The following is a 12125-nucleotide window of genomic DNA, read 5'->3' as shown; positions in this document are numbered from 1 at the left end:
CCCGCTCACCGGTGAGCGGGGAACTCCACGACCTGCTGGTACGTCGGGCGGTTCTGCCAGTTGATCTTGTCGTGGGTCAGGCCGCCCACCGGGCGGTGGATGATCGCGGCGGCGCACCACTGGTCGCCCGGGTCGCAGTCCGCGTCGCCCGGGTAGACCTCCGTCGCGGGCCGGGCCGCGGCCTGCTTCAGGGTGGACAGGAGGGTGTCCCGGCAGGCGGCCAGGTCGCCTCCGCCGCAGTACGTCCTGGCCAGCGGGCCCTTCACGGGCTCCCCCAGCACCTGGCGCAGGTCTTTGTCGACATAGCTCCACCAGCCGAACTGGAAGGACGAACCCGCGTGCGCGCCCGTGGGTCCGTGGCCCGCCGACGGGGACTCGTCGACGGTGAGGTTCGCCCGCAGGGCGTCGTACAGCTCGGTGCCGAGGCCCGGCTCGAACTGGGCCTTCACCAGCAGCGGCCACCACGCGTCCATGATCCGTACGGCCTCGGGGTGCGTGTAGGTGCGCGAGCCCTGGGAGGTCTCACGGCGCCGGGTGCCCGCGTCGCGCCAGGTCTCCAACTGCTGCACGGCGGTCATGAGTTGCGGATCGGTGATCGGACCGCCGCTGCGGATGACCTTCAGCAGCTCGGGCAGCACGTCCTCTCCGCGCAGGTCGGCGACCGCCGCGTCGGCCATGGCGCGGGTCAGCGACGCGCGGGTCACCCCGCCCCGCTCGACGAGCTTCGCCACCCGGTCGTCCAGCAGGTCGCCCCGGTGCACGGAGCCGTTGCCGAAGCCCGCGGAGGCGTAGTCCAGGGCCTGCTTGTTGTTCCAGGAGATGTAGTAGTCCTGGCCGACCGAGCGCGGGTGCTGCTCGGGCGGGGTGTACGCCGAGGTGTTGGGCCCGGGGTCGAAGTCCCGCCACTCGTACCGCCGTTCCGCGCGCACCGGCAGCGACGGGTCCACGCCCTCGGCCCGTACGGGGTTCAGCCCGCTGTTGTAGTACGCGGCCTGCCGCGCGTCCGCGTAGAACCAGTTGAACGCGTACCCGATGTGCTGGGTCGCGCGCTGGAAGGACGCCGCGTCCTTCACGTAGCCGGGGTCGTTCAGCAGCTGGAAGCCGACGATCGAGTCGGCCTCGTGGCGGTAGGTGGAGCGCAGCGAGGTGTACGCGACGGGCTCACCGCCGACGGTCGCGCGGTGCGTGACAATGCCGTACGCGGTGCGGTACACCCGCATCCGGTAGGAGCCGGCGGCCGTGGAGTCGGCCAACGAGGGCTTCCAGGCGTTGTGTTGCTCCAGTTTCTCCATCGGTTCACAGGCGCCTTCGCGGCGGTAGTACGTGGAGTCCCTGGTGGCTGCGGAGCCGTCGGGCTCGCACAGCTCGACCGCGTAGGTGTCGGTGATGTCCTGTGCCGCCGAGGTGGCGCTCCAGGCGTAGTCCTGGCCGCGGCCGAGCTGCACGTACATCCCGATGCCGGCGAAGGAGGCGCCGCGGGCGCTGATGCCGGGGCCCTGGAGCTCCTGGAGCATCAGCAGCTGCGGGGCGAAGTAGCCGGTCTGGGGGCCGAAGACGGCGACCGGGTTGCCGCTCGCGGTGTGTTCGCCGGAGACGAGCAGGGCGTTGGACATACCGCGGGGCTCGGCGAACGCGCCCTCGGGCAGGACGCCGTTGTCGTGGATGCCCTGGAGGGGCTTGAGGCGCGGGGTCGTCGCGACCGGGTCCTTCGCCGGCTTCGCGGCCGCGCCCCGGCGGTCGTGGACCAGGGGTTCGGGGGTCACCGAGCCCGGGTCCGGCAGGGCGGTGCCGCGCGCCTGGTCCGGCTTGCCCGCGTACGGGAAGCGCTTGCCGTCGTGGACGGTCAGCGCGGCCTCCGGGTCGTTGCGCATCCGGAAGGACTCCCACACCTTCGCGCCCTCGGCGGGCCCGTACTTCTGCTGGGCGGCGAGCAGCGAGAGCGCCGACCGGACCTCGCCGCCACCGCCGTTGCCGAACAGTCCGCCGACGACAGAGGTGAGGGATATGAGGTCGGTGAGCTTGAACGGCTCGATCTCGCCGATATTGGTGATGGCGTCCACGTGGCCGGTGAGGACGTACTCGCCGGGGAAGACGCGGTTCCTCTTGGCCTGTTCGCGGTAGGCGTTGAGGCCGTCGAGGTAGGCCCGCGCGTCGGCCATGGCCTGCCGGCCGCGCTCGCCACTGGCCGTGATCCGGTCGATCTGGTCCTGGAGGTCCTTCTCGGTGTACGGCGCCTGGGGCCAGAACTCCTGCTCCAGGCCCTGGTTGGCCTCGGCGCCCCCGGCGAACGGGGTCAACTGGCCGCGCCCGATGTGCCGGAAGAGGTCAATGATCCACAACCGGTCCTGGCCTGCCGCATATCCGGCGCCGAACTCGGTGCCTTCGCGGGTGGTGCCCTGGATGTGCGGGACGCCGGTCTTCCTGTCCCGGGTGATGGTGACGTCGGGGCGCGGTCTGGTGACGGACTCCACCTGGTCGGCGGGGACACCGAAGGAGGCGTCGTTGAAGAAGTCGGTCAACTTCTCGTCGGTGAGCGAGGACTGGCCCGCGGCCAGGGCGTCGTAGGGGCCGAGCTGGTCAGAGCTGTGGGCGGGGCGGGTGCCCAGGACGCGGTGGGCGAGGATCTCGGCGAGGGTGGCGCTGCCGTTCTCGCCGGGCGGGAGGATGTCGGCACACTGGCTCCCGCAGAGGTCGGGCGGTTCCGCCGCCACGGGCCGCTCCGCCGCCACCGGGTCCGCGACTGCCTGCGGCAGCGGCGAGACCAGCGCTGCTACCAGCGCGAACAGGGCGGTGATACGCGCGGTGGCGCGTGCCGGACGCAGTCGCATTCTGCTCCTCCCAAAGGCCGTGATGCGGGAGGTTACCCGTGGTACACAACCACCGGAAGATGAACACCGGTCAACTGCCTTCCGGCTCGCGCCCCGTCGAGTGCGCCGGTGAGGGATCCGAATCGCCCCCGCGCGCGTCCCATGCTCATCGCCGAAACGGGCAGCAGAACTCGTAGAGCGACGGAGGTGGCACGGGAGATGGCCGGATTCAGATGCCTCGCGCAGAAGGTGCGCGACCCGAGGATCGTTACCCCGCAGCGGCGTACCGCCCTGCGCAAGTGCGTGGAGAAATTCGCCCCCTACGGGCACCGGGCGACCTGGGACCATCTGTGCGCCCGGGTAGGTATCGGGCCGGAGGACCGGTACCCCGAACCGGCGCGGCTGGTCGCCGCGCTCGCGGAGCTCTCGGAGGCCCGCACGGTCTGGCTCGCGTACGACGCGGAGTTCGCGGCCCGGCGCAAGCGCGAGAAGCTGCGCGGGCTGCGCAGGCCCAGCGCCCTCGACAACTGGCACCGCTGCACCTGGGGAGGGTGCGGAGTCGCCTGGTGCGACGACCCGCTGCGCCACCCCGTCCTTCCGCTCCCCGAAGCCATGCGGCGGCTGGTCGCCGCGCTGCGGTCCGAACCGGGCGCGGCCTGCCCGGTCTGCTCCCGGCAGGACGCGCTGGTCTGGCGCCCCGGCCTGCGCCACCAGCCGGACGGCGGCCCGGTGTGCACCGGCTGCGGAATCGCCGTACCGGAGCCCGTGCTGACGGCCGAGGCGGTGGCGGCGGCGAGAAGACGGGAGAGATGGGCGGCGCTGGTCTGAGCCCCCACTGCCGGGCCGCCCCCGGTCAGGTGCTGTTCAGGGCAGCAACACGTCCGTGTGGATGGCGAGTTTGAACTCCGCGAGGGTGATGGGCACGGCCAGCCGCTGGTCCCCCGTCCCCCTCGTGGTCACCTTCAGGCCGACCGGCGTGCCCTTCTTCACGAAGAACTGCCAGGTGTAGGTGCGGAACTGGCGGCCGCCGGTGCGGGCCGAGTCGGTCGTGCCCGTGGAGTCGTAGCCGGTGGCCTGGCCCAGCGGGTCGCGTACGAAGCGGGCGCGGTACTCCGTGGGCCGGGTGTCCGCCTCCCAGATCACCATCGCCGACAGCACGCCCCAGCCGTCGTGGCTGGGCCATATCAGCCCCGATCTGGGGTCGGGGAAGGCCGATGCCCCCTCCCCTCCGCGGCCCGGATCATGCATCCGCCAGGGGTCCGTGGACTCGCCGCTCCGGTCGTAGGGGAAGCGGACAAGGTGGTAGCCGTCGGAGTCGTAGCTGATCCGCTGCTGCCCGGTGCCGGGCACGGCCAGTTCCCACTTGAGCGAACATACGGCAACGGGCATGGCCCACTCCTGTCCTCGGTTGTCAACGCCTGCCAGAGGTCCCGACCGCGCCAACTCCCCTGCCCCGCAAGGCGGGTGAGCTCGGCTGGTCGCGATCTTCGTACCTTCTCCAGAGTTTGATGAACGTTGTACGGTCCCCGCGACGTGGCACGATCCCCGGCCTGATCATCCCGCGTCAAGCGGTTGCCTCGTCATTCGGTCAAACCGCTGCCGAACCATCAACTGACTTTCATCCAGGCTGTGTTGGGGGCTTCCGGATGGCTCGCTCGCCCCCCGGGGAGCGCTGAACCGGTCTCGCACCGTCGCCCCGCCCGGCTGGAGCCGCCGGCTGGCCCGGCTCCGGGTCGGGGTGCCGTTCGCCTACGGGCTCCAGGAACTGGTCCTCAAGCTGAAGCAGTTGTTCACGGGCTGAGGACTCTCCGTTCACGCGACGGTCTGGTCCGTTACCCGGGAGTAGTGCGAGGATTCTGCCTCCACTCGCCGAGAGGACGGACGGACCGGCATGGCCGAGCTGCACGATCTGACAGCGCTGGAGCAGGCGGAGGCGATCCGGCGGGGAACCCTCTCGCCGGTGGAGCTCACCGAGCACTACCTGCGGCGGATCGACCGACTGGACGAGACGCTGGGCGCGTTCATCACGCTCACACCTGAACTTGCCCGCAAGCAGGCCGCCGTGGCCGAGAGCGAGGCCGTGGCGGCGCGGCGGGAGGGCAGGGAGCTGCCGCCGCTGCACGGCATACCGGTGCCGGTGAAGGACCTCAACCTGGTGGCGGGGGTGCGGTGCACCTTCGGCTCGCAGGTCTTCACCGACCACATCCCGGACACCGACGACCATGTCGTGACCCGGCTGCGGGCGGCCGGGACGGTCATGCTCGGGAAGACCAACACCCCTGAGTTCGGGCTGCCCTGCCACACCGAGAACCGCATCGCTCCCCCGGCCCGCACGCCCTGGGACCTCGACCGGTCGGCCGGCGGCTCCAGCGGCGGGGCGGGCGCCGCGGTCGCGGGCGGGCTCGCGCCGCTGGCCCACGGCAGCGACGGCGGCGGCTCGATCCGCATCCCGGCCTCGGTGTGCGGGCTGTACGGGATCAAGCCGAGCCGCGGTCGGGTCAGTCCGGGGCCGCTGCTGCACGACATCAGCGGGCTCTCCACCTCCGGCCCCCTCGCCCGTACGGTCGCGGACGCGGCGGCGCTGCTCGACGCCCTGTCCGGACCCATGCCAGGGGATCCGTACGGTGCCCCGTCCCTGCCGCCGGGCGAGACCTTCCTCGACGCGGCCCGCCGCCGCCCGGCCGGGCCGCTGCGGGTGGTCTCCCTCCAGACGCCGCCGATCCCGGGCGTCGAGCTGCACGCGGACTGCCGGGCCGCGGCAGCCGGCACGGCGGGGCTGCTGCGTGAACTCGGGCACCATGTGGACGAGTTGGAGCTGCCGGCGGACGACTCGGTGCGACACGCCTTCGCCGCCGTATGGGACGTGATGGCGACCGTCCGCCCCGTGCCCGCCGGCGCCGAGGGGCTGCTGCTGCCGCTGACCCGGCATCTGCGCGAGCGCGGCGAGCGGGTCTCGGGGCAGCGGTTCGCCGAGGCGATGTACGCGTTCCGGGCGCTGGGCCAGATGATCGCGGACGCGCTCCAGACACCCGGCACCGGCTACGACGTGATCCTCACCCCGACGCTGGCCCAGCCGCCCGCGATGGTGGGGGCGCTGCGCCGGGACGCGGACCCGGCGGCCGAGTTCACAGCGCTCGCCGCGTACACCCCGTTCACCCCGATCTACAACGCGACCGGGCAGCCCGCGGTCAGCCTGCCGCTGCACTGGACGGAGCGGGGGCTCCCGATCGGCGTGATGCTGGGCGGCCGGTACGGCGCCGAGGCCGAACTGCTCTCCCTCTCGGCCCAACTCGAGGAGGCAAGGCCTTGGGCCTCCCGCAGGCCGGCGGTGTGGTGATCCACCCCGAAGAGAACCGATAGGACCGACGGGGCCGACGGGACCGACGGGACCGACGGGACCGACGGCAAACGGGACTCGTGTGCACGGAACTCGTGTCTGCGGTACTCGTGTCTGCTGCATGCCCTTAATACACCGCCGGGCCCCGCGGGGTTCCATCCCGCGGCGGCACCGGGCGTTGAGCGGCGGCACCGGGCGTTGACAGGAGCCCCCGCCCCCAGCATGCTGAGCAACTGCTTAGTACGTACGGTGTGTACGGACGGTGCGCACGGACAGTCTGTGGAGGTACGACAGATGGCGGCGGAACCCCGGGTCTTCTCCTCGCTCGACGAACTGCGGTCGGCGGTGGGCGAGCAACTGGGCCACAGCGACTGGCTGGAGATCGACCAGAAGCGGATCGACCTGTTCGCCGAGGCCACCGGCGACCACCAGTGGATCCACGTCGACCCGGAGAAGGCCGCGGCCGGCCCCTTCGGCACGACCATCGCGCACGGCTACCTCACCCTGTCGCTGCTACCCGTGCTCGTACCGCAGCTGATGCGGGTCGAGGGCGTGCGGATGGGCATCAACTACGGCTCGAACAAGGTGCGTTTCCCCTCTCCCGTCCCCGTCGGCTCGCGGGTGCGGGCCACGGGGACGATCGCCGAGGTGACCGAGGCCGGCGGCGGGGTCCAGCTGACGACGGCCGTCACCGTCGAGCGCGAGGGCGGCGAGAAGCCGGTGTGCGTGGCGGAGACGGTGAGTCGGTTCTACCTCTGAGCGTCTGAGCGACCGCGGCGACTGCGGCGACCACCGAGACCGCTGAGACCGCCGAGACGGAGGGGTCCACTCCGGCCACTGAGACGGAGGGACTCACTCCGGCCGCCGAGACGGAGAGGCTCACTGCGACCGCTGAGACGAAAGAGGTCACTCCGACCGATGGGGCGGAGGGGCTCACTCCGGCAGGCACCGCACCTTCAGCGCATTGTCCATGCGCCGAACGGCCTCCTCGCCGGGGCGCGTCTGGATCCGCTCGTGCTCCCCGCACACCAGCACCTCCCACCGCCCCTCCGGCAGGTCGAGGTCGGCCAGGACCTCCTCCGGCGTGGGCAGGTGCACGTCGGGGTGGGGGTTGGGCTCCCCCGGAGGGAACCCCGCGTGCCCGGCGATCAGCAGCACTCCGCCGGGTGCGACCGCCGCGGCGGCGGTGCGCAGGATCGTCTCCCTCGGCAGGTCGTCGTTGGGCGAGTGCAGGAAGTGGGCGGAGACGAGGTCGTAGCTTCCGGCAGGGAACGACGCCCCGAGGTCGTGGCGCTGCCAGTCGACGCGGTCGGCGACGCCCGCCTCCGCCGCGTGGCCCGCCGCGCGCTCCAGGGCGAGCGCGGAGATGTCGGTGGCGGTCACCCGCCAGCCGCGCCGCGCGAGCCAGATCGCGTCGGCGCCCTCGCCGCAGCCCAGGTCGAGGGCGCGGCCCGGCGCCAGGTCGGCGACCTCCCTGACCAGGACGTCGTTGGGGTTGCCGCTCCAGATCCGGTCCCGCTCGGCGTAAAAGGCCTCCCAGAACTCCTGGCCCGTGGCGCCACCGCCCGGGCCCTCGTGACCGTGGCTGTCGTGGCTGCGGTTGTCACGACCATGGCCTCCATGGCTGTGACAGCCATGGCCGTGGCCACCATGGCCGTCGTGGTGCGCGTGCTTCTGGTCCGTGGTCATCGTCGGATCCTCCTCCACCGGGGCTTCGTGGTCGGATGCTCCGCCCGGCGGGGGCCGATTGACAAACCTTCTTGCCAGGACGGCAAATAGAGGGGTGACCGACGAGCAGCCCGCAGAGAGCGATTTCGCGACCGTCCTGACCGCCGTGGGCCCGCGGCTGCGGGCCCTGCGCCGTGAACGCGCCACCACACTGGCCCGGTTGAGCGAGGCGACCGGCATCTCGGTCAGCACCCTCTCCCGCCTGGAGTCCGGCCGCCGCAAGCCCACGCTGGAGCTGCTGCTGCCGCTCGCGAAGGCGTACGGGGTGCCGCTGGACGAGCTGGTCGACGCGCCAGCCACCGGCGACCCCCGCGTCCACGCCCGGCCCTTCATCCGCCACGACTGGACGTTCGTACCGCTGACCCGGCAGCTCGGCGGGCTGTCCGCGTACAAGATCGTCATCCCGGGTGCGTGGGGCGGGCAGGCGGAGCCGGAGCAGCGGACGCACGAGGGCTACGAGTGGCTCTACGTCCTGGCCGGGCGGCTGCGGCTGACGCTGGGCGAGCACGATCTCGCGCTCGGGTCCGGGGAGGCCGCCGAGTTCGACACCCGGGTCCCGCACGGCTTCGCCAATGCCGGGCCCGAACCGGTCGAGTGCCTCAGCCTGTTCGGGCCGCAGGGCGAGCGGATGCACGTACGGGCGCGGCCCAAGGGGAAGTGACGCTACGGCTTGCCGGCCCCGCCCACCATGCGCAGGACCAGGTCCGCGTACAGCTCCCCCACGTCCTCGGGGCCGCGGCGGCCCTCGGGGTTGAACCAGCGGGCCACGTCGATGCAGAGGGAGAGGGCGGCCAGGGTCGTGCCGGGAACGTCGGGGACGTCGAAGTCACCGGCGTCCACGCCGTCCTGGATGATCGACCGCATCACGGTGTCGACCTCGCGGCGCAGGCCGACGATCTCCGCGTAGTGCTCCTCGCCGAGCGCGCCCAGCTCGTACTGGACCACGCGGGCCGTGGTGTGACGCTCGGCGTGCCAGCTGACGAAGGAGCGTACGGCGGTGGCGAGCCGCTCGGCCGGGGAGCCGTCGGAGGCCGCGGCCTCCTGGAGGATGCGCAGGGAGAGCCGGTGGCCGACGCTGCTGATCTTGTACAGCAGTTCTTCCTTGGTCTTGTAGTGGATGTAGAGGGCGGCGGGGCTCATACCGGCGCGGCCGGCGATGTCGCGGGTGGTGGTCGCGTGGTAGCCGCGCTCGGCGAACGCCTCGACCGCGGCGGTCACCAGCCGCCTGGCCGCGTCGGGCGCGATGTCCGCCCACGGCTGCTCGCTCGGCTGCGTTTCGGTGCCCATCGCTCGCACGTCCCGTGACTCACGGCCCCGAGGGGCCTGACTGGCTCTTGCAGGGACGAACACCATACCTCTGACGCTGAGCAAGCGCTTAGGGGTCGAGCGGCCGATCTTGCCTGCCGAACCGCTCGCGCTCGCCCGCGTACGCGTACGGCCGCGTCCAGGCAGGCCTGCGCAAGGCCGACGCAAAGGCCTGCGCGAGGCCGACGCAGCCCGCCGCGACCGGCACCCGGCCTTGGCCAGGGCCGACCTGGCGACAGAAGCCCTTGTCCGCACCGTCACCGAACTCACCTTCTTCCAATGACTTGTTGACCCCAATGAACAACCCTCCAGGATCAGCAAACGGGGACTTAGGTCCGGGCGGTGAGGACGTAAGCCCTTAGTCGCGGACCGCCGCATATGCGAAGATCAACTCCGGCAAGCCACTGCGAACGAAAGGGATTTCATGAATGTCGGTTCCGCTGGCATCCAGTCGCATGACGTCTTCGACCTGGACGTGCAGGAAGTTGCGGAGGCCACTGCAATCGAGGTGCATACCGCAGCAATCACCACCTCGGTAGTGTGCACCTCCATCAGTAATCCCACCTGCTGCTGACGTGGAAACAGTGGGTGCTCCTCCCCTCCCCAGGGGAGGAGCACCCACTTCTTGATTAGCCAACAGTCTTGGGACGGAACGCAAAGGACCACGTCGTGAAGGGACAGTCATTGTTCTCCTGTGCAGGAATTGCCTTGCTGCGGGCTCCCGTACAGGCGGCGTACCGGGCGAGTGACACTCATGTCGCCCTTCCTGACGATCCGTCCTTGGAGGCTGACCGCCTGACCGAATACCTGCGTGAGGTGGCAGCGGACCCCGTGTTCGCAGAAGCGGTGGCCCTCTCCAGCCCGTCGCTGGCGCGACGCTGGCACGAGATACTCGGACAGCAGCAGTCGCCCAGGCTCAAGGATTTGCGGCGCGTATCGCGCGCCCTGACCGCCTACAGGCTGCGTATGAGCACGCGTTGCACCCCCTTCGGGATAATGGCCGGGGTGGCAGTCGCAAGGATCGCCGAGGAAACATCGAAAGTGACGCTGCGTCTGGGCAGCGCCCACCGGCTTGCGGTCCGACCCGAAAGTGACTGGCTCACGGCACTGGCGGCAGGCTGGGAGCGCCGCCCGGAAATACTGCGCCATCTGCGGGTCATGGCCAACAACCTGTGTTTCACCCGTGGTGAACGGCTGGTGCTGCCGTATGTGCCTGAGAATACGGACGGCAGCCGGACGGGCGAAGAGGCGGTCCGCGAGGTGAGTGTGCGCTATACCGCTGCTGTCCGCGCGGCAAGGGAACGTGCCCGCACCCCTGTTGCGTATGCCGACCTGGAACGCCACCTGTGCGATCTCTTCCCCCAGGCAGCCCGGGAGTCGGTCGCCGGGATGCTCGTGCAACTGGTGGCGAAGGGCCTTCTTCTGACCGAGCTCCGGCCGCCGGCAGATGCAGACGACCCCATCCGACATGTGCTCACCGCTCTGGCGCCATCAGGACTGCCGGAGGTCCAGGAGCTGGAGGCAATCGCCCAAGCACTGGCCGACTGCTCGGCGCAGACCCCCGGAGAAGGGGGCCGGCTGTGGCAGAAGGCCACCAGCAGGATTCGTCGGCTGCGCCCGGTGGATCGTGCAGTGCACGTCGATCTCGCGCTGGACGCACAAGTGCGGTTGCCCCCATCGGTGGGCGTGGAGGCCGAACGGGCCGCGACACTGTTGTGGCGGCTGGCCCCGGACACCCCGGGCGCCGAGCCTCTCAGGCACTACCACGAGGCCTTCGTGGAACGCTACGGGCTGGGCCAAACCGTCCCGGTCAAGGATCTGCTCAATCCCGACACGGGGCTCGGCGCCCCAGCCGGATACCAGCAACCCCCCAGTAACCGGCCACTCCCGCAGCAGGAACCGCGGGATGACGAGCGGGACCGTCTGCTCCTGGATCTGGCCCAGGACGCTCTGATGGCCGGAGAGCGGGAGGTGGTACTGACCGATGAGCACCCTGCCGTCATCCGCTTGTCCCGCGACGGTGGTACACCTCCCGCGTCGCTCGAGATGTTCACTCGTCTTGTGGCGGAGACGCCTGCGGCGCTGAGGTCCGGAGAGTTCCGGCTGGTGGTCGACTCGGCGATCGACCGGGCAGGGGCCAGTTTCGGCCGCTTCGCCTATCTGCTGCACGGGCAGGACCGATCTTCGCTGGCAGCACTCGCCGCCGCACCCCGGGGTGAGGGGGAACAGGACGCGGTACGCGCCCAACTCGCTTTCCAGTCGCGTTACGGACGAGCGGCCAATGTGACGCAGACGCCCCGGCTGCTGCACCCGCTCATACCCGTCGGCGTCTACGCCAAGGAGGGCATCGACCTGGACGACCTCGCGGTGTGTGCGGACTCCCGCCGTCTGTTCCTCGTGCGGCTGAGTGACAGTCAGGAGATCACGCCAGCCGTGTTCCACATGCTCAACCCGCGCAGCCACTCGCCCAATGTGGCCCGTTTCCTCAGCGAGCTCCCGCGCAGTGGCGTGGACGGCTGGCGGCCGTGGGAATGGGGAGCTGCTGCGGGACTGCCCCATACCCCACGGGTTCGCTATGGACGAGCGGTCCTTGCCCTCGCACGGTGGAAGCCGACCGAGGCCATACGCGACCAGGACGCACCGTTCGGGGAATGGACCCGAGCTGTGCATGCCTGGCAGATGCGCTGGAGAGTTCCCGAGCGGGTCTGCGTGGGCTACGGCGACTGGCGCCTTGAGCTGGACCTGACCCAACCACTGCACCTGCGCGTGCTCCGTCACGAACTGGGCCGGCGGCCCGCGACAGAGATCTACGAGACTCTAGAAGCCGGGCCCGAAGGAGCAGGCTGGCTGGCAGGCCCTGACGGCGCGCACCGCAGCGAGTTGGTATTCCCCATGGTCACTCGGCCACCGCAGCCCCGGCCGTCCACCGCCCCCAAGGAGGCCCGTCC

Annotated in this window: 11 protein-coding genes; 6 read left to right on the top strand and 5 right to left on the bottom strand. The window is 70.8% G+C overall.

Annotation, left to right across the window (positions count from 1 at the left end; all coding sequences use genetic code 11):
* Nucleotides 1–5: 5 nt before the first annotated feature.
* A complete protein-coding gene (locus tag AOK16_RS11380) occupies nt 6–2828 on the bottom strand; it encodes a penicillin acylase family protein (protein ID WP_055472136.1) in 2823 nt (940 codons plus the stop codon).
* Between the two features lie 198 nt (nt 2829–3026).
* On the opposite strand from AOK16_RS11380, the gene AOK16_RS11375 reads away from it, so the two are divergent.
* Nucleotides 3027–3635, top strand: a complete 609-nt coding sequence (locus AOK16_RS11375; protein WP_055472135.1) for a hypothetical protein — start codon at nt 3027–3029, stop codon at nt 3633–3635.
* A 36-nt stretch (nt 3636–3671) separates the two neighbouring features.
* Here the strand turns inward: AOK16_RS11375 and AOK16_RS11370 are convergent, their stop codons facing one another.
* Nucleotides 3672–4196: a hypothetical protein gene (locus tag AOK16_RS11370; protein WP_055472134.1), complete on the bottom strand. Its 525-nt coding sequence runs from the start codon at nt 4194–4196 to the stop codon at nt 3672–3674.
* 238 nt (nt 4197–4434) lie between these two features.
* Between AOK16_RS11370 and AOK16_RS29230 the strand changes: the two genes are divergently transcribed.
* From AOK16_RS29230 to AOK16_RS11360, 3 genes are all read left to right on the top strand, one after another.
* Nucleotides 4435–4608: an MFS transporter small subunit gene (locus AOK16_RS29230; protein ID WP_420865377.1), complete on the top strand. Its 174-nt coding sequence runs from the start codon at nt 4435–4437 to the stop codon at nt 4606–4608.
* 90 nt (nt 4609–4698) lie between these two features.
* Nucleotides 4699–6144: an amidase gene (locus AOK16_RS11365; RefSeq protein ID WP_055472133.1), complete on the top strand. Its 1446-nt coding sequence runs from the start codon at nt 4699–4701 to the stop codon at nt 6142–6144.
* Nucleotides 6145–6438: 294 nt separating this feature from the next.
* Nucleotides 6439–6903: a MaoC family dehydratase gene (locus AOK16_RS11360; RefSeq protein WP_055472132.1), complete on the top strand. Its 465-nt coding sequence runs from the start codon at nt 6439–6441 to the stop codon at nt 6901–6903.
* Between the two features lie 174 nt (nt 6904–7077).
* Here AOK16_RS11360 and AOK16_RS11355 read toward each other — a convergent pair whose 3' ends face one another.
* Nucleotides 7078–7833 carry an SAM-dependent methyltransferase gene (locus AOK16_RS11355; RefSeq protein WP_079101262.1) on the bottom strand — a complete coding sequence of 252 codons (756 nt, stop codon included), beginning with the start codon at nt 7831–7833 and terminating at the stop codon, nt 7078–7080.
* A gap of 94 nt (nt 7834–7927) precedes the next feature.
* Here AOK16_RS11355 and AOK16_RS11350 point away from each other — a divergent pair, with 94 nt between their 5' ends.
* The gene (locus AOK16_RS11350; protein WP_055472131.1) at nt 7928–8533 is read left to right on the top strand and encodes a helix-turn-helix domain-containing protein; all 606 of its coding nucleotides are present in this window, start codon (nt 7928–7930) and stop codon (nt 8531–8533) included.
* 2 nt (nt 8534–8535) lie between these two features.
* Here the strand turns inward: AOK16_RS11350 and AOK16_RS11345 are convergent, their stop codons facing one another.
* Nucleotides 8536–9159, bottom strand: a complete 624-nt coding sequence (locus AOK16_RS11345) for a TetR/AcrR family transcriptional regulator (protein ID WP_055472130.1) — start codon at nt 9157–9159, stop codon at nt 8536–8538.
* 88 nt (nt 9160–9247) lie between these two features.
* Complete coding sequence (locus AOK16_RS11340; RefSeq protein ID WP_055472129.1) at nt 9248–9481, bottom strand: hypothetical protein; 234 nt, start codon at nt 9479–9481, stop codon at nt 9248–9250.
* 476 nt (nt 9482–9957) lie between these two features.
* Here AOK16_RS11340 and AOK16_RS11335 point away from each other — a divergent pair.
* A partial coding sequence (locus AOK16_RS11335; protein WP_169790883.1) for a lantibiotic dehydratase family protein occupies nt 9958–12125 on the top strand: 2168 nt, incomplete at its 3' end.

Origin of the sequence: Streptomyces pathocidini (assembly GCF_001418495.1) — a bacterium.
Classification (GTDB): Bacteria; Actinomycetota; Actinomycetes; order Streptomycetales; family Streptomycetaceae; genus Streptomyces; species Streptomyces pathocidini.
The sequence above is the reverse complement of the archived record's forward strand: the minus strand, read 5'-3'. Positions and strand labels throughout refer to the sequence as shown.